General features: G+C 50.1%; 14 protein-coding genes. 8 read left to right on the top strand and 6 right to left on the bottom strand.

What is annotated here, in order from left to right:
- Positions 1-296 precede the first annotated feature (296 nt).
- Together P2H89_RS22350 and P2H89_RS22345 are read right to left on the bottom strand one after the other, a co-directional pair.
- On the bottom strand, positions 297-458 hold the full coding sequence (locus tag P2H89_RS22350) for a hypothetical protein (protein WP_275831079.1): 162 nt from the start codon (positions 456-458) through the stop codon (positions 297-299).
- A 48-nt stretch (positions 459-506) separates the two neighbouring features.
- Positions 507-1,067, bottom strand: coding sequence for a hypothetical protein (locus P2H89_RS22345; protein ID WP_275831077.1), 561 nt, complete (start codon positions 1,065-1,067; stop codon positions 507-509).
- Positions 1,068-1,192: 125 nt separating this feature from the next.
- On the opposite strand from P2H89_RS22345, the gene P2H89_RS22340 reads away from it, so the two are divergent.
- The 6 genes from P2H89_RS22340 to P2H89_RS22315 all read left to right on the top strand — a co-directional run bounded on the left by P2H89_RS22340 (position 1,193) and on the right by P2H89_RS22315 (position 11,738).
- Positions 1,193-2,497: an SWIM zinc finger family protein gene (locus tag P2H89_RS22340; RefSeq protein ID WP_275831075.1), complete on the top strand. Its 1,305-nt coding sequence runs from the start codon at positions 1,193-1,195 to the stop codon at positions 2,495-2,497.
- Positions 2,498-2,502: 5 nt separating this feature from the next.
- Positions 2,503-3,996: a DUF5691 domain-containing protein gene (locus P2H89_RS22335; protein ID WP_275831073.1), complete on the top strand. Its 1,494-nt coding sequence runs from the start codon at positions 2,503-2,505 to the stop codon at positions 3,994-3,996.
- Between the two features lie 4 nt (positions 3,997-4,000).
- A complete protein-coding gene (locus P2H89_RS22330) occupies positions 4,001-5,077 on the top strand; it encodes an AAA family ATPase (RefSeq protein WP_275831071.1) in 1,077 nt (358 codons plus the stop codon).
- 122 nt (positions 5,078-5,199) lie between these two features.
- Positions 5,200-7,656 (top strand): DUF5682 family protein, encoded by a 2,457-nt coding sequence (locus P2H89_RS22325; protein ID WP_275831069.1) that lies wholly within the window; start codon positions 5,200-5,202, stop codon positions 7,654-7,656.
- Positions 7,653-8,792 carry a VWA domain-containing protein gene (locus tag P2H89_RS22320; RefSeq protein WP_275831067.1) on the top strand — a complete coding sequence of 380 codons (1,140 nt, stop codon included), beginning with the start codon at positions 7,653-7,655 and terminating at the stop codon, positions 8,790-8,792. Before P2H89_RS22325 ends, P2H89_RS22320 begins: the two co-directional genes overlap by 4 nt.
- Before the next feature lie 6 nt (positions 8,793-8,798).
- Entirely contained in the window at positions 8,799-11,738 is a 2,940-nt protein-coding gene (locus tag P2H89_RS22315; protein WP_275831065.1) for a DUF4132 domain-containing protein, read from the top strand.
- 186 nt (positions 11,739-11,924) lie between these two features.
- Here the strand turns inward: P2H89_RS22315 and P2H89_RS22310 are convergent, their stop codons facing one another.
- Together P2H89_RS22310 and P2H89_RS22305 are read right to left on the bottom strand one after the other, a co-directional pair.
- On the bottom strand, positions 11,925-12,521 hold the full coding sequence (locus P2H89_RS22310; protein WP_275831063.1) for a hypothetical protein: 597 nt from the start codon (positions 12,519-12,521) through the stop codon (positions 11,925-11,927).
- Between the two features lie 237 nt (positions 12,522-12,758).
- Positions 12,759-13,130 carry a hypothetical protein gene (locus P2H89_RS22305; RefSeq protein ID WP_275831061.1) on the bottom strand — a complete coding sequence of 124 codons (372 nt, stop codon included), beginning with the start codon at positions 13,128-13,130 and terminating at the stop codon, positions 12,759-12,761.
- 670 nt (positions 13,131-13,800) lie between these two features.
- On the opposite strand from P2H89_RS22305, the gene P2H89_RS22300 reads away from it, so the two are divergent.
- Entirely contained in the window at positions 13,801-14,319 is a 519-nt protein-coding gene (locus P2H89_RS22300; protein ID WP_275831059.1) for a hypothetical protein, read from the top strand.
- A 463-nt stretch (positions 14,320-14,782) separates the two neighbouring features.
- Positions 14,783-15,706, top strand: a complete 924-nt coding sequence (locus tag P2H89_RS22295; RefSeq protein WP_275831057.1) for a hypothetical protein — start codon at positions 14,783-14,785, stop codon at positions 15,704-15,706.
- On the opposite strand, the gene P2H89_RS22290 is transcribed toward P2H89_RS22295, so the two are convergent.
- Together P2H89_RS22290 and P2H89_RS22285 are read right to left on the bottom strand one after the other, a co-directional pair.
- Positions 15,623-16,681 (bottom strand): nucleotidyltransferase domain-containing protein, encoded by a 1,059-nt coding sequence (locus P2H89_RS22290; protein WP_275831055.1) that lies wholly within the window; start codon positions 16,679-16,681, stop codon positions 15,623-15,625. The two genes, P2H89_RS22295 and P2H89_RS22290, sit on opposite strands and share 84 nt — an antisense overlap.
- Positions 16,671-17,432 carry a nucleotidyltransferase domain-containing protein gene (locus tag P2H89_RS22285; protein WP_275831053.1) on the bottom strand — a complete coding sequence of 254 codons (762 nt, stop codon included), beginning with the start codon at positions 17,430-17,432 and terminating at the stop codon, positions 16,671-16,673. Before P2H89_RS22285 ends, P2H89_RS22290 begins: the two co-directional genes overlap by 11 nt.
- Positions 17,433-17,476 lie beyond the last annotated feature (44 nt).

The raw sequence follows: 17,476 nt of genomic DNA, 5'->3' as shown, positions 1-17,476 counted from the left end.
ACCGTGATCTTCAAACTGCTGTCATAAATCGAATCCCGGCCTTCTTTCTTTAGATTCATACTTGGGTAAATTTAAGTTACAGACTTACTACCCAAAACTGTAAAGCGATTTCAGGACGTGACAAAACCAGTAGCGAAGTTTCCTGGCGCTTAGCTGTTGTTAAACTGGTAAGGACGTGACTGAGGTTAGTGTTGATAAGCCCAACGCTGCACGATTTGAAGCCAGCACGCTGACCCCTTACTGGCAACAAAAAACCCGCCTGGAGGCGGGTTGCTATATAATAAGATGTTTGAGGTCTATGCTTCTTTCAGGAGTTTCATGAACAGGGCAGCCTGCTCTTTGGTCTTGATGACCTGGTGCAGGGAAGAGCTCACCGCCACTTTGGCTTCCGCCTTTTTACCAGAACCCTTTGCTTTGCGGGTCAACGCTGCTACTTTACGTTCGATGGTCTTTTCCATAATGTCAAATTTAAGGCGTTTTTCTGATTTATCCACATTAGCGCTACGCTACTGCTTCAGGTTGAAAATGAAATAATTGTACATATGGTCCTGTGAAATGAGCGCGCCCTTTTCAATCCGGAAAGGATAGGGCATAATATCCTCAAAATCAAAGGGATTATCGTATTGGGTCTTCCCAAACCGCGTTATCCGCACAAAGTATTTAACGCCAAACATGCGGAAATGCTTATTCAAATAGGTGTAATTCCTTTGGAGAGCTCTGTAATAGAAGTAAGCTCGGGCATTATCAGAGCCATCGATCCCCAGGTAGTGATCGGGATTGGATTTCAGGTAAGCCAATGCTGAGAAAAGGATGGTGGAGAAGACCTTGGAATAGTCGGCATGGGTGAGTTCGGCACGATCGTCGATCTTGCCTTTGGCGTTGAGCGGTCCAAACGCCAGATTGTACACGTTGGGCAGCATGGCATGCGACTGGTTACTGATCTTTACAATTAACGGCATTGCCTGTCCGATGTTGAGCTTCGTTTGAAATGTGCTGATCCGCAGGTCTTCGGATATATTATCAATTTCGCATAGGTTATTGAAGTCGATCTTAACTGAAGCAGCCATTAAATAATGAGTTTGGTAAGGCAAATGGTATTCGCAAAATATACATATAACCGTTAAGTTTTTCTACTTGGCAGGTTTATTTAACTTACTGGTGTTTTTATTCTGTCATTTCAAATTTTCACCTCTTGCACCTATCCGAAGAACAGGTTCTTGCTTTGGCGCCTGACGAGTCGTCGAAGAAATCCGGCAAGGATCTTTCCAACCCCTCCAAGTGGGTAAGCAAAGGCGCCAGCGATGCTGCCCTCTGGGGCGAATGCCAGGGCAGCGGCAGCAAACCTTATCAAACGCAGGTAGACCGCGCGAATATTGCCTTCAAGTGCTCGTGTCCCAGCAGGAAGTTTCCCTGCAAACATGGTATCGGCTTGTTGCTGTTACACGCCCGGCAGGCTGCAAGCTTTACCGACACGGATATGCCTGCCTGGGTGTCGGAATGGATCAACAAGCGTACCGAAAAACAGGAGAAGCAGGTAGAGAAGAAAGAAAAACCGGTAGATGAAGCGGCACAGGCTAAACGACAACAGGCACGTCAGTCAAAAGTGAGCGATGGTGCAGAAGAGCTGTTGCTTTGGATAAAAGATATTGTCCGCAATGGCCTGTTGGCCATGCCCGATAAAGGCGCTGCCTACTTTGAAGGGATGGCGCGCCGCATGGTAGACGCACAGGCCCCGGGCCTGGCCAATATGGTGAGGAGTTTAGGCGATACCAACTTCTATCGCGAAGGCTGGCAATCGGATTTCCTGGATCAGCTGCTGCGTATATATTTAATTATTACCGGCTACAAGAACAACGAGCAACTGCCCGAGGCGCTGCAGCAAGACCTTCGTCTTTTCCTTGGCTTTACCCAAAACCAGGAAGCCCTGAAAGAACAAAAAGGCATTACGGATACCTGGCTGATCATGGGTAAGCAAACGAGTGAAGAGGATACCCTGACAGTAGAGCGCAATTGGCTCTACGGGATCAACAGCAACAGCTACGCCCTTATTCTTCAATTCATCGTTCGCGGGCAGGGATCATCAGCGATTCCCCTTACGCCCGGTCTATTCATAGAAGCAGAATTGGTATTTTATCCCTCCACGATCCCCTTGCGGGCGATCATCAAGAAGCAGATCAATTCATCGGCCACCGCAACCTATCAGGGATTTGCCAGCTGGCAGGCGGTGGTAACCGCAGAATCCCAATACAGCAGCCAGCTGCCGTTTCGCAACGAGCGGCCCTATATCATTGAACAGTTGCGACCGGTGCAGTACAATCAGCAATGGTGGCTACAGGACTCCACCAATCATATGATGCCCATCGATAGCGGCTTCCGGAATATCTGGAAGCTCTTGTCGCTAAGCGGGGGCTTTCCGCTCAATATGGCTGTTGTTGGAAAGGAAAAATCTTTTATGCCGATAGGTGTATGGCATCATCAAAACTATAAACTTTTATAAGCCGTATGGAGATGTGGCAGGAGATGCTGAACGCAGCGATGATGGGTACCGACAAGCGACCACCTGGCGTTGAAAGCTTGACGCCCGACCTTCAGGAAGCGGTGTCGCTGATCGTTCAACAAACAGATGCAGACCGGGAAGAGCAGTTCCTCCGGATTGCCTCGCTGGCTTTCAATTACCGGCAGTGTGGTGTATCGCCCATGAAAAATGCGGCCCAGGAAGGTCTTGTTGCGGGGGAAGAGGATAAGGCCTATTGCACGCCACAGGCCTTGCAGGTACTGAAGGACATTATTGAAGAAGACAATGTGGCGCTGCTGCAACGCTGGCTACAGGAATGCGTGGATCGCGAACAGCTGATTCACCCTGAACTATTGCCGGCCATGCTTTCGCAGGGAAAACAGCACAAGAAACTGCAAACTCTGCTGGGGCACTGTTGTGGCAAGCGGGGCGCCTGGCTGGGACGCTTCAATCCCGAGTGGAATTTCTCTATCGAAGTAGCTGATACCGAAGTATGGCAAACAGGTTCGCTCGAGCAACGAAAAGCGGCCTTGCAGGATATGAGGAACACAGATCCTGCTCTTGGGCGCGAATGGCTGCAAAAAACCTGGCCGCAGGAAGACGCTAATACGAAAACAGAATTACTGGCTATGCTGGTTACGAATATCGGAGCGGAGGATGCTCCGTTTCTGGAAGGGCTGGCCGGCGAGAAAAGCAAAAAGGTGAAAGAGCAGGCCGTTTCCTTGCTGCGCCGCATTCCCTCCTCCTCTGTTGTGCAGTTATATGAGCAAGTGCTGCGGCAATCGATTTCTTATAAAAAAGAAAAAGTGCTGCCGGGGCTTTCCAGCAAACATTTACTAGACATCCAATTACCATCCACGATTGATGAACAGGTCTTCAAATCGGGCATCGAAAAGCTGAGCGACAAAAAAGGGGTGTCTGATGAGGATTTCATCGTGTATCAGTTGGCTGCATGCGTGCCTCCTTCGATCTGGGAGCAGCTATTGGGTGGATCGCCTGAAGAGGTGATTGCGGTTTTGAAGAAGGATGTAAAAGGCAAATACCTGATCGCTTCTATTGCCCAGGCCATCGTGCAGTTTAATGACCGCACCTGGGCGTTGGCTTTCGTAAAACACGTAGACACCAACTATATCGAACTGTTTCCTTTGCTGCCGGCGAATGAGCAGGATGCCTATGCGATCAATGCATTAAGTCATTCGGCCGACAGGGCCATCATCCTTTGCGCAGAGCGGCCCGGCGAATGGAGCATCGACCTCACCCGGCAGATCTTCCGCTACGCGGCACGGCATCCCTACCAATACAATCGCAGCTTTTACAGCCAGCACATCGAGCGGTTTCCCTTTGCGATACTGTTCGAACTGGATGGCCTGACGCCACCCGAAGAACATTTCAAACCCATGTGGAGCAATATCAGTACTTACCTGCACAAACTGATCGGACTTAAACAACAATTATTTCAATCTTTTAACGCCATAAAATAATATCATGTCAGCCATTTTACGCCAGAATGCCGAAGAGCTGTTTGCCCATGAACTGGAAGAACTTCAGAAATCGGACAGCGGTAAACGCCCTGCCAACTGGAAACTAACCCCCACTGCCGCGGTAACCTACCTCACGGGTGGTAAGCTAAAGAATGGATTTGAAGTAACCCCTAAATACATTGGCAACAAGCGACTGATGGAGATCGCTGTTGCAACCCTCACGACTGATCGGGCATTATTGCTTTATGGCTTGCCGGGTACGGCGAAGAGCTGGGTGAGCGAGCACCTGGCGGCCGCTATCAGCGGAGATTCGGCGATGATCATCCAGGGCACTGCGGGTACCGGTGAAGAGGCTATCCGCTATGGCTGGAACTATGCACGCCTGCTGGCCGAAGGCCCTTCGGAGAAGGCGTTGGTGGAAACGCCCATGATGCGCGGTATGAAAGATGGCAAGATCGTGCGCATCGAAGAGCTGACGCGTATTGGCGCCGATGTACAGGATACTTTGATCACCATCCTCTCGGAGAAGACCTTGCCGGTTCCCGAACTCAATATTGCCGTGCAGGCGGTGAAGGGTTTTAATGTCATTGCTACTGCGAATAACCGCGACAAGGGGGTGAATGAGCTATCGAGTGCCCTGAAGCGCCGTTTCAATACGGTGATCCTACCGGTTCCTGATTCGATCGAAGAAGAGATCGATATCGTTAAACGTCGTGTGGAGAGTTTTGAGAAGGTGATGGAATTGCCGGCAGAGAAGCCAGCGTTACAGGAGATCAGGCGCATCGTTACCATCTTCCGCGAATTGCGCAATGGCGTTACGCTCGATGGGAAAACAAAGATCAAAGTGCCGAGTGGCACGCTGAGTACGGCAGAAGCGATCTCTGTAGTGAATAGCGGACTGGCGATGGCTGCTTATTTCGGCGATGGCCAGTTAAAGGCTACTGACCTGGCGGCTGGTATCATCGGCTCGGTAGTAAAGGATCCAGTGCAGGACAAACTGGTGTGGCAGGAGTACCTGGAGACGGTGGTGAAGCTGCGCGAGGAATGGAAAGATATTTACAGGGCTTGCAGAGAGCTGTAGATGCGGCTCTGCATGAAAGCACGGTGACGTGTGGCCTTGCGGTGCGGCGTGGCATTAAGGACAGATTCGCCCGCAGGCAATGAATGATCTGATTGATGAATCTTTTTATCGACTATTAAATTATGGCAGTCCATATACTTGGTATCAGGCACCATGGGCCCGGTTCGGCGAGGAACGTGAAAGAGTTCCTGGAACGGGTGAAGCCAGACATCGTGCTGGTGGAAGGTCCGCCCGAAGCAGACGGCCTGCTCGAGTGGGTGGGGCATAATGAGCTGAAGCCGCCGGTAGCCATTCTGGTGTACCAATCAGATGATACGCAGAACGGTGCCTTCTATCCGTTTGCAGAATTTTCGCCTGAGTGGCAGGCGATCAGCTACGCGCGTGCGCAAAAGATACATGTGCGTTTTTTCGACTTGCCGGCGGCGCATCAATTTGCGCTGGAGAAGGAGAAAAGAGAAGCTGCGCGAAAAGAAGCAGAGCGATTACAGGAAGAGGCGCAGCAGCAAGTGGAAGGCGGTAATGGCCAAGGAAAGACGGCATTGGAGGAAGAGGCTGCGGAGCGACCTAATAGCGGCAGCACTCCCGACGCAGGCCGACTACCTGCCGATGCCCGGGAGCAGTTGGAAGGTAATAATGGCAATGGTAAAGCAGCTATCGGTGGTGAACCCGTATTGATAGGTGATGCTACAACCAATGGCGACGCTGAAACCGTGCAGGCTGTTTCCATCAGGCGCGACCCTATCAGCTACCTGGCAGAAGCGGCGGGCTACCCGGATGGCGAGAAATGGTGGGAACATATGTTTGAGCACCGGCTTCATTCGGAGCAGGTGTTCGAGGCGGTCATGGAGGCGATGCAGGTGTTGCGGGAAACTATTCCGCAACCTGAAGACCGTATGGAAGCATGCCGCGAAGCGTGGATGCGCAAATGCATCCGGCAGGCAGAGAAAGAGATGTTTCAAAATATTGTGGTGATCTGCGGCGCCTGGCATGCGCCGGCTTTGAAGGAGATGCCATCGCAGAAAGAAGACAGTGAGGTCCTGAAAGGACTGCCCAAGGTAAAGATCGAGTGCACCTGGATCCCCTGGACCTTTAGCCGGCTGGGGTATTTCAGCGGTTATGGTGCGGGCATCCGTTCGCCGGGATGGTATAACCATGTTTGGAAATACCCGGCAGATGATGGTACCAGATGGATGGCCAAGGTAGCCAAGTTGTTCAGGAAGGAAGGGAAGGACACTTCCGTGGCGCATGTGATTGAAGCGATCAGGCTGGCCGAAGCACTGGCTTCGTTGCGTCAATATTCAAAGGCGGGTTTGGCAGAATTGAATGAGGCGACGCTGAGTGTGTTGTGCGGTGGTGAAGCGATGCCGATGCAGCTCATCCAAAGCGAGTTGATCGTCAGCAACCGGATAGGTGCGGTCCCTGAAACTATTCCTAAGCCGCCCTTGCAGCTGGATATAGAAAAACTACAAAAGAGATTGCGGCTGCCTGCCACGGCCGACTGGAAAGACTATACCCTAGACTTGCGTAAAGAGAACGATCTCGAGCGCAGTATATTCCTTCACAGGCTGCAATTGCTGGAGATCAACTGGGGTGCGCCGCAGGGTTCTTCGGGTAAGGGAACTTTTAAAGAAGCCTGGCGATTGCAATGGGATCCCGAGCTTTCGATCGAAGTGGTGGAGAAGGGTAACTGGGGCAATACGGTGGCAGAAGCAGCTGAAAAATATGCTTTACATCAAGGTAAGGAGGCTGGTTCGCTCGGCGTTGTGTGCGAATTGCTCGATAAAGCCATACCAGCTGAAGTACACGGCGCTACGGCCGGACTGATCGACCAGATCAACAATATAGCAGCAGCCAGTGGCGATGTGATCCAGTTGATGGGTGTTATTCCTTCGCTGGTGAGTGTGACCCGCTATGGCAACGTGCGCAAGACTGATGGCGAACTGCTATTGGGTATTGTCGACAGCATGATCACGCGTATATGTATTGGATTGCCTGCGGCGACTACCGGCATCAATGATGAGGTCGCTTACCAATTGCTCGAGCTATTTGGCAAACTCAATGATGCGGTTAGCCTTTTACAGAACTCCGACATCACGGCTCAATGGCAAAGCACCTTGCAGACCATTGCCCATTCGCAACACAGTGCACCGGTGATCAGGGGATATGCTACCCGCCTGTTGACCGATTATAAAATATTGGAAGGAGAAGGATTGATAAAGGCTTTCAGCTATGCCATGTCGGCGGCTACTCCAGCGGATATTGCAGCTGCCTGGCTGGAAGGTTTCTTAAAGGGCAGTGGTACGATCCTGTTGCTGGATCAGCAGCTTTGGAACCTGGTGAACAATTGGGTGGCCTCCATTCCCCCGGATGTATTTACACAGGTGCTGCCTTTGCTGCGCAGGACCTTTGCTAACTTCTCTCAGCCAGAGCGTCGTAAGCTGGGCGAGAAAGTAAAGTCGGGCGGTATCGAGCAGGTATCACCTGTTGCTGCCAATGGCGATATCGATCCGGTGAGAGCCCGGAAAGGCATCCCGGTTATTCTTCAATTATTGGGTATTACGCAAACCACTTCTGTATGATGAACGATGAACATTTGCGCAAATGGCGATTGATACTCGGCGGTCAGCAAAATGACGGCACAGGTTTCTCGCTGCAAAACCAGGATATCCAGATCGACAAAACGCTGGAAGCTTTATACGATAATACGCGGCAAGGATCGCTGGGACCTTCCTCGCCTAATGTATCGCGCTGGCTGGGAGATATACGCACGTTCTTTCCATCGAGTGTAGTGCAGGTGATGCAGCAGGATGCTATGAAGCGGCTGAACCTGACGCAGATGTTGTTTGAAAAGGAAATGCTGGAGAATGTAGAGCCCGATGTTCACCTGGTGGCTACGCTGGTATCGCTGAGCCGTGTGATCCCCGACAAAACGAAAGATACAGCCCGGCAGGTGGTGCGTAAAGTGGTAGACGAACTACTGCGTAAGCTGGCGCAACCAACGCAACAGGCTATTGTGGGCAGCTTAAACAAGAGCGCCCGTAACCGCAGGCCACGACACAACGAGATCAACTGGCATGCAACTATCCAAAAGAACCTGAAGCATTATCAGCCCCAATATAAAACCATCATTCCTGAAACACGGATCGGCTACGGACGCAAGCGCTCTTCGTTAAAAGATGTGGTGCTTTGCCTGGACCAGAGCGGATCGATGGGGACCTCGGTGGTCTATTCGGGCATTTTTGGTTCGGTGATGGCTTCGATTCCGGCCATCAAAACGAAGATGGTGGTTTTCGATACGGCAGTGGCCGATCTCACGGAAGACCTTAGCGATCCAGTAGAGTTATTGTTTGGCGTGCAATTGGGCGGCGGCACCGACATCAATGCGGCGCTGACCTATTGCAAGCAGATCATTACAAAACCGATGGATACGGTGTTGGTGTTGATCACAGACCTCTATGAAGGGGGCAATGTGGCCGATATGCGCAAGCGGGCTACGGAGCTGGTATCGGCAGGTGTGCAGGTGATCGTGTTGCTGGCACTGAATGATGACGGGGCACCGTCCTATGATCATGACAATGCTCAGTTCCTGTCGAACCTGGGCATTCCGGTATTTGCGTGTACGCCCGATAAATTTCCCAACCTGATGGCTGCTGCTTTAAGCAAGCAGGATGTTGGGTTGTGGGCAGCTAAAGAAGATCTTGTACTCAAAAAATAATGGATTATGGCATTTACGTTAGAAGCTATCGATCAGATTTTCCAAAAGAATGGCTATTACGGTATCGAGAAGGATATGCCCTTGTTGAAGCAATCGGCCAACTTTCAAACGATCGCCAATTACCTGACCGGCAAGACCACTACGTTGGGTTTCATCGAGCAGGATTATGGGTTGTATAAATATCAGCCGCTGGTGGCTTACCTGCAGAACTTCGAGCAGCCCTCGGAAGAAGAGCAATTGATCATTAATCTTTGTTTGCACCCCGACCTGGTGCAAAGCCTCTCCTACACGTTTGCGCACAAGCTGGTGCAGTATACGGTGGCGCATCCTACCAACAATGCGGTAGCGGTGACCATTAACTATTTTCAAAAGATCGGTTATGGCCAAGTGAAGGTGTTTGAGGATATCGTTTCCTTTTTCGATGGCAAAGGAGAGGGTTATGTTTTAAAAATGCTGCAGGGTACGGAATTGAAGCAGTACCTGTCGGAGTTTCTGATGAAATCAGGAGCTTACCGGCAACCTACCTTTCTATACTCTTATTCGTGGAACTTCCTTTATTTCCTATTACTGGAGGAGAATATGCTCGATGAGCATGCAACAAATTACGCTATTCATAAAGCCTTGCATGATCACCAGGTAGCCGGATTTTTATTGGGCTATCGCGAGGGCAAGTATGTTCCAGCCATTATTGGACATCTCCAACAGCCTGGTGTCCGGGACAGGTCGGATATTCAGCAACGATTTACGTTGGGCCTGGGCTTGTACAATAAGAACAAAGAGCAGTATGGTGCTTTGCTGACTGGTTTGGCGAATCTGTACCTCTTTTTCATGGTGAATCAAAAGCAATTGGACAATTGGGAAAGTACCTGGCTGCAGGAGGACGATGTTCGTTATAAACTGAGCGGACTGGCCGTGTATTATTTGCTGCAATTCGAGCGGGAGCAGATACTGAAGCTGATCCACGAGTGGATGGCCAACAAGAAATTCCTTTCGTATGATGCGATGGAAGCACTTCATAAGGTGCTTGGTAAAGAGGCGCTACCTCTTTTGCAAAGTGATCTGCAAAACGATAGTCCGCCCGATGGCATAGAGCACTACACTAAAATGCTGACGCTGATGCAGGAGCATTTTGAGCCTGCGGATTATCTGCCTTTTGTATGGAAGGTGGTGGGCACCAAATCGAAGCCATTGAAAGCAGCTGTTATTGCTTTATTGGTGGAGAAGGATGCTTCGGCGGAGGAAAAGGCGATCGCGCTGCTCGATAGCAAACAGGCAGAAACGAGATTAACGGCTGCGGTGATACTGCAGCGGTTTGCATCAACTGCTGCCATTGAGGCTGTCAACAAAGCTTTACAAAAAGAATCCAATGATAATGCCCGCGATGTGTTGTTGCAGACGGTGGCGGCCGATCTCGAAGCGAGGGCCGATAAGGCGTTTGTGCAGGAGATGATCGAAGGAGCGAAGAAGAGGGGCAAGCTGAATGCGCCGATGGAGCTGTGGCTGGAAGAGGCTAAGCTGCCTGACCTATATTACAAAGATGGTTCGGCGCTGAATGTGGAGGCTGTGCGGTTCCTGATCTATCGTATGAGCCGTGTAAAGACAATGCGATCGGATGTGGAAGCGCGGATATTACTGTCGCAGGTTGACCGGGGGCGTGCAGGGGAATTTGCGCGACAGTTGTTTCAACGATACCTGGACAATGGAGCCAAGGCAGAGCATAAGTTCCTGATGGCGGTGGCGGCTTTATTGGGCGACGATGATACGGTGGATAAGATCCGCACTACGATCAACAACTGGCTGGAAGAAAACAGGACGAAGATGGCCGAGCATGGCGTGGGTGCTTTGGCTTTGCAGGGCAATGATAAAGCACTGCGATGGGTGGAGTGGTATAGCCGGAAATACAGGAATAAGAAAGCGGTGATCGGCGCCACGGCTTTGCAGGCGCTGGAGGATGCGGCTGAAGAACTGGGTATCACTATCCAGGAGCTGGGCGATCGTATTGTGCCCGATTTTGGTTTTGAAGGTTTGTTCAGGCATTTCAGGATCGGGGATGATGAGTACCGTGCTTTTATCGATAGTAAGTTCAAGATATCTTTCTTTGATGAAGACAATAAGGCGCTGAAGAATTTACCGGCAGCGGCATCTGCAGACCTGAAAGCCGAGTTCAAAGACCTGGCGAAGGAAGTGCGGGATGTGGTGAAATCGCAGTCGCTGAGATTGGAGAATTACCTGGTGGTGCAAAGGGTCTGGCCTTTTGAAGTGTGGCAGGCTTTCTTCCTCCATAATCCCGTCATGTTCATTTATGCGACGAAGCTGTTGTGGGGTGTGTATAATGAGGGCAGGCTGGTAGACTGCTTTATTTGTCAGGAAGATACTACGCTTGTGAATATCGACGACGACGAAATAACCATTCCTGAGGGAGCGCAAATCAGGATCGTGCATCCTATTCATTTAACGGAAGGTGTATTGCAGGTCTGGAAGCGGAAGTTCTTTGACCTTTCTATAGAGCCTATTTTTCCTCAACTGGACAGACCCATTTACCGGTTGGCTGATGAGGAAAGCAGCAAGGCCATCATGTATGATTTTAACGGAAAGGAAACGGTGAGCGGTTCTATCAGGGGTACGTTGGAAAGATTTGGCTGGCGGAAGGGACAGGCGGAGGATGCTGGTTCTATCAATGCTTTTCATTTTTTGGATTATAGCGGTACGGTGGAAGCGGTGCTGGAAGTGCAGGGTGTATTTGCGGCGGGGTTTGATAGCGATATAGACCCGGCGCTGGGTAGGTTGTATTTTATGGTGGCGGATAAAGGCCGCAAGGGTTGGTTTACGGAACCGCGGAACGAAAAAGACGAGCGGCTGATACCGGTTGGCAGGATCGCCGATACGTTATATTCTGAAGTATTGGCTTCGGTGCATGCGATCAAGCTGGCCGAGGCGAAGGCGTAGAGGCCTGCATTCGGAGGTACCGACCTCGGGAATTAAGATCAAGGTAGCTTAGACGAGGGTAGCCATGCAGACGGTTATCGGATTAGATAGCAAAAGGAAATCCCTGCCGGGCTTCTCAGGTACAGGAAGCGAGGCAGGGATTATTATTATAAGGTTTAATGGGTCAATGGTGCGAATGGTTCGCCTTTACTGCCCCGCGATCACAGACTTGTCGGGTTTGGAGCTGATGGCAGACTTATGCAGGATAAGCTTTTCTCCTGCGATATCGAATGACACTTCGATCCAGCCGTTGTATCTTCTTCCTTCGCGCATGACCTGCACGGCGAGGTATTTATGGTTAACGTGTTTCCAGCTTCCTTCCCAGTAGGGGGCTCCGCTTTCGGGTGTATTCTTGTACACCATTTCTACCTGGGCTACCGGATACCATTCGAGGCCTGGGAAGTTATTGACCGGAATGAGATCGCCTTTGTTGAAAGCGGGAGAGCCATTGTCGTGGTTAACGAGCAGATTGCTGTGTACATAGGAGCCGGCAAAGAACAATACTTCATCTTCCTTTTCTACGGGGTCGCCGATGTACCAGGTAGAGAATCCAATATCGGCCTGGCTGTCATTGTTGAGGTCGACCAGTTGGGCCTGTTGGAATTTGAGTTCACGATTTAGGAGGTCGGTGTAGATCATTTCGGGATCCTTCTCCACCGGAGGTTTATTGGGGTTTGGGGCATCCTCTTTACGGCACGAGGTTACCATCGCGGCAACCAGTGCCAGCACGATCATTTGTTTCATGGCTAAATTTTATGCAATTAACAACCAAATGGGAGGGTATCGTTGCACGCTATGGATAGGTTGGGGAAAGGGTTTAATGAATTGGGGCGGTAAGTTGGAGCGAATTGAGGGGCGGCTTTTCGGGATTGGGGTAGATTGGGAAGCGTTCGGGGGAGGTACAAAAGCAACGGGGGCGGCAAGGGTGGTCTAGTTTAAATGGACACACCGTTTGCCGCCCCCGTGAAAAAGGTTGACCGGTTATTCTTCTACCGGTGTATTGGTTTCGGGTTCTGCTGTGGGCAGAGGGACCGGGTTTTTGGTCTTGTTGATGATCAGCAACACGAACTTTGAGTTGAGGGTGAGCTCGTAGGTGTTGTGCTTAAACAGGAATTTGGTATCGTTGTTTTCGGAGAGCACAGTCGCCATATCGCGGGCGATCTGCGTGCTACCAACTGTGTTGGCTGCTTTGCCGTTTTCGAAAACAACAGTGAATTTGTTGGTTGCCTTACGTGCAAGGCCCAGTTTTTCAAAGTCAATGCGGTTTAAGGGTAACTCCTGATCAGTCTGGATAGACTTCTTCAGCAGGATCTTAATGATAGGCAGGTACTTAACCCAAGCTGTTGTGTACATCTATTACGTTGTTTTACTTGTTTCGTATGCTTTTCGCAGGCAGGCGTTTTGGTACGGCTGTGTCGGAGAATTTTCAAAGATAAAGTGCAGCTACTGCAAAGGTGCGTATAAATACGCTGAAAAACGAATTGAAAACAAGAAATAAATATTCGTAAGTACGGACGACACAGGGCTTTACCATTTTTGGGGAGTCGTATGTTTTCGCCGGATGGACCGATTTTGCCTGTAAATAGGCCAAAATCTGCTGTAAATGGGTGTATTTGATTGGTTTCGGATCGTCGATTGGTTGCTTGTAAAAGGTCTGTCCGCCGGAGATTGGTGCCTTTTTCGGGCGGAAGGAAAGCGCCTTTGGTGGTGAGTGGGTCGCCTCGATTGCTAGCTAAATTGATTTTCTGCCCGGATTATGGTAATATGTGAGACCTTGGTTTTGCAGGAAGCAGGTTGATTTCTGCCCGTTTCGCCTAATGGTAAACCCCTATGACGAAAAAGAGCGTGTTCCTCAGAGTTATCCTTATTGCGTTGGCGGTTGTGGCTGCCAGCTATCTCCTGTATCAATGCGCCGGCGGGTTTGCTGAAGGGATGAAAGATGCGGAGAAGCATAGGAAAGCATAGCGTTTCGTTTGCGGCTATGCGAAATTGGGCTAATTTGAACTTTCCTTAATCTTTCCAGATGAAAAAGTTAGTTCCCCTAATCGCGCTACTTATTCTCGTAACTCAGTTATTCGCCCAAGCAGACAGTCTGGCGGTGCAGGCACCTGTGGACGATTATTATGATGAGGACTTTGCGCCGGGATTGTTTATTCTGTTAGTTTTCGCTTTAGGAGGAATTTTGGTAGCGTTTGTGTTTGCGTCGATTGCGGCAGCCATTTTGGGAGCCATCCTGTTGGGTATGACGGCAGCAGGCATCTTATCGGTTTCGATAGGCATGGGATTGTACAAGCGGTCCTTTTACACCGGATTCAAATGGTTTGTGTACCTCTCGTTCAGCTTCTGTGGTATAGGAGGAGTTGCTTTGATCGCCTTATTGGTTCACATTTACGGACCCAAAACCTATTCCTTCCAAACTATGCTTTCCTGGGGTATTCCCGCAGGATTCATCGGTGGCCTTATCGGCGGATGGGCCGTTCTTTTTACCAGCAGAAAATTGTACACCTATTTTGCCGGGAAGAAAGGTTTACAACAAGCATAAGCCCCAACAACTATTTTGACGATACTGTTGGCCCTCTGGCCCCCTTTTTTTGTACCTTTAACTTACGTGATTCACAGACGATTAAGGAAGCAATCAGCTCTTAGTTTTCAACTCACAAAAACTGCTCTAAACGGCAAAACTCCCTCCCAGCCTACCTTTCAGCCTTTCTCTCTTACTATTGGCTTACCATTTCCTTATGGAATGCTCCTATTCGGCTCTCCGTTTCCCGCCACCATCTATTCTTCATCTTGCTACTATCCATAAAGGATCTCCGAGCTTGCGGGTTGTGATCGTGCTGGCTACGGTAGGACATCACCCCAGACTTCGCGCTTTCTGCATTAGCCCGAGATTAAAAATGCGGCCAATTCGGACACTTCCGGCCAAATCGGCCATTTCGGACAGCCACCTTTTGGAGATGGGGTAGCTTTCACCGTAAGTTTGGCTATCACCAAATTCCTATGTTATGGCTAAATACAGCAGCGTGCTCACGATTCGCGGCACCATCGACGACCTCACGTTTCGCCTCACTCCCGAAGGGAAAATTGTGGGGAGCAAGACTGGTCCGACCCGCGAGCAGGTTCTACAAAGCGACAAATTTGCTCTTACCCGTCGCAACGCCAGCGAATTCAAACGAGCTATCCAGGATGCCACCCTGTTGCGGCGCGCCCTTTCTGATGCGCTGAACGGCGTTCGCTGCACTACTTTAAACGGCCATATGAATGGCTTGCTACATTCCATAGCCACTACAGATCCCATTCAGGACTATGGCGACCGTTGCGCAGCAGCCGGTAACCTCAGTCTTCTAAACGGCTTCGAGTTTAACAAACAGCTTTCCCTCGATACTGCCCTCGGTGTGCAAGCAGAACATTCTCTTCGTGCCGACAGTAGGATGGCCAAGGTTCAGATTCCGCGGTTTGTAGCTTATAAAAGGAAATCTTATCCGGCCGGCGCAACGCATTTTCGCTTTGTACATGCGCTGGTGGCCCTAAATTTCACCAGCAATATCTACAGCAGGTGTATTCAATACAGCGAACTGCTTCCGCTTAGCAGGAAGACGCCCGATGCTATTTCTTTTGAGGCTGCAGTGCCAGGCAAAGCCGGAGATCTTCTGATTCAGGTACTGGGGATCGAACTATTCCGGTTTTTTAACGGGAAGTCCGTGCTGGTGAAGGGTGGTGCATTGAAAATTGTGGAAGCTGCGAAGGTTAGCAAGCAGCCTATAATTAGAGAAAAAGAGGTGGCCACCAGTTGTCAACTTCCTTTTATTGACCTACGGCAGCCACCTATTGTTTGTTCTGTTGATCTAGCGATACAGTTGTTCACGCATGCTGACGAGCAACGCCTCAGCCCTATGCTTGTCCGGCTCAAGGGGGAGCGTACTGGTTGACGCAGCAGCTTCGATCCTCTCCATTAGCGTGTCGGTCATTGAAAGCAGTTCTTCGTAAGGCCAGGCCCCACTTTTGATCCCTAGCAGTTCCTCCCGATTGGATCTGCGTACCTGCAATTTACCGTCGCGCAGTATTTCTTCCGCCACCTGCAACAGACGGATAGTATGCATCATGTTCTTGGCATCGTAGCCCTTTCCATGCTGCACGTTACCGAGATACCTGTCTTCGTTGCGCTTCTCCACCCAATCCCAGTATTCCCGGTACTCCCGGCAATACGCAGAATACCCTTCCTGGTTGAAATACAGGTATGCTTTCGGTTCTTTACCCGGGGGCACTGAACTTAGGCTTACCTCATTGGCCTCTTCACCACTGATGATGCCGCGGTAGTACCCTGCGCCATCGCCTTCATTATACAATGCATAAAGACCCTTTGCGTGGGGCAGACTTACGAGTCCGCAATCGGCCTGTTCCAGGTTGCGATGGGCCAACCATTGCTTTAGCGGAACCGAAGCTGCCCCCTCGGGTATAAAACAATAGTCCAGTACCCCTTTGCGTTCCTTCTCCACCGGGTTCACAAACTTCTTCTTGTACCCCCTTGCTTTACGCACCTGTGTAAGCGCGTAGCCTGCAAACGTGTCTTTACAAAGCTTCGACAAGAACAGGTCAATGGTCAGCTGATCCATCAATGGATGCCTGTACAGCACACATTGCTCAGGAGTTGCCAACAGCTCCAGTATATTAGGGTTGTTGCGCAAAAGCAGCTCCACGAAGCGTCCCAATTCAAAGTACACGATATCGCTCGACTCGTTGCTCACCTGGGGTATGTACTCCAGTCCGTAGTACTGATTTCTGGGCAAATAATAAACACCCTTGATATCAGTATCAGACTTTTCAGTTTCCAGCCCATAGGCTTTGCTGCCACTGATACATTCCAGCAGCAGCAAGCCTTTGTTCTTTATGTCGTCAATTGTCATGATCCAGGATTGTCTTTATGAAAAATTCATCCAATTGGTCGGGCTTGAAGTAATTGCTTTCCAAGGCCCGGGATGCGTTACTGATGTCGAGAAATTGCTGCTCGATATAGGACCGCAGGCTTTCGCTCATCCGGATCAAACTTCCTTCCTTTCGTCCAGCTTTTTTCCTTAGCCAAACTTGCGCTTCCTGCTGATAGCGGGCGGGCATCAGTTCCATTAGGGAACTTACTGTCATAGGCGCTATATTATCTTTTTCCAGGCACCATTTTGCTGCCAGCAGCGGGCGCAGGACATAGAATAGCTTTTTAATACTTATCATCCCTTCCTGATCTATTGATTTGAAGGCACCAGTAACAATGCCAAGGTAGTGATGAATATTTGAGCGCTGGCTGAAAAAATGCTGGCTCAAGGCCCACAGGTCGTCGCGAAAGCCGGGCCGCTGATCGTAAACGATCGGCGACTGCAGCCACTCGAACGGTGTGGTGTTGGACTTCAACATCAACTGCAGCAGTTTTTTGAGATCCCAGCCATAGATATCCAGTTCGTCATTGATGGGAAAATTAAGATCGTATCCCTGATTCGCTACCGACATATAATACCTGGAGGGTCTTATATAAATGAAACGAACATCGTAGTCACTGTCGGGCGAAGGGCATTGCCATCCGCGGCTTCCTGATTCACAGGCAAAAAGGATCTCAATATTGTATTGTTCCTTTATTGCTGCCAGTTTTTCCATGATTGCTTGTTGCATAATACCTCCTTTTACTAAAAAGCCCTCCACGCGGGAGGGCTTCA

It is taken from the genome of Paraflavitalea sp. CAU 1676, from assembly GCF_029223285.1.
GTDB lineage: Bacteria > Bacteroidota > Bacteroidia > Chitinophagales > Chitinophagaceae > Paraflavitalea.
Note: the sequence above shows the minus strand (reverse complement) of the source record. Positions and strands in the feature narration are given on the sequence as shown.

Bases quoted from the DNA above. Each gene is read 5' to 3' on its own strand.
- P2H89_RS22350 (WP_275831079.1), bottom strand. From the start codon at position 458: ATGGAAAAGACCATCGAACGTAAAGTAGCAGCGTTGACCCGCAAAGCA.
- P2H89_RS22345 (WP_275831077.1), bottom strand. From the start codon at position 1,067: ATGGCTGCTTCAGTTAAGATCGACTTCAATAACCTATGCGAAATTGAT.
- P2H89_RS22335 (WP_275831073.1), top strand. From the start codon at position 2,503: ATGGAGATGTGGCAGGAGATGCTGAACGCAGCGATGATGGGTACCGAC.
- P2H89_RS22330 (WP_275831071.1), top strand. From the start codon at position 4,001: ATGTCAGCCATTTTACGCCAGAATGCCGAAGAGCTGTTTGCCCATGAA.
- P2H89_RS22325 (WP_275831069.1), top strand. From the start codon at position 5,200: ATGGCAGTCCATATACTTGGTATCAGGCACCATGGGCCCGGTTCGGCG.
- P2H89_RS22320 (WP_275831067.1), top strand. From the start codon at position 7,653: ATGATGAACGATGAACATTTGCGCAAATGGCGATTGATACTCGGCGGT.
- P2H89_RS22315 (WP_275831065.1), top strand. From the start codon at position 8,799: ATGGCATTTACGTTAGAAGCTATCGATCAGATTTTCCAAAAGAATGGC.
- P2H89_RS22310 (WP_275831063.1), bottom strand. From the start codon at position 12,521: ATGAAACAAATGATCGTGCTGGCACTGGTTGCCGCGATGGTAACCTCG.
- P2H89_RS22305 (WP_275831061.1), bottom strand. From the start codon at position 13,130: ATGTACACAACAGCTTGGGTTAAGTACCTGCCTATCATTAAGATCCTG.
- P2H89_RS22300 (WP_275831059.1), top strand. From the start codon at position 13,801: ATGAAAAAGTTAGTTCCCCTAATCGCGCTACTTATTCTCGTAACTCAG.
- P2H89_RS22295 (WP_275831057.1), top strand. From the start codon at position 14,783: ATGGCTAAATACAGCAGCGTGCTCACGATTCGCGGCACCATCGACGAC.
- P2H89_RS22290 (WP_275831055.1), bottom strand. From the start codon at position 16,681: ATGACAATTGACGACATAAAGAACAAAGGCTTGCTGCTGCTGGAATGT.
- P2H89_RS22285 (WP_275831053.1), bottom strand. From the start codon at position 17,432: ATGCAACAAGCAATCATGGAAAAACTGGCAGCAATAAAGGAACAATAC.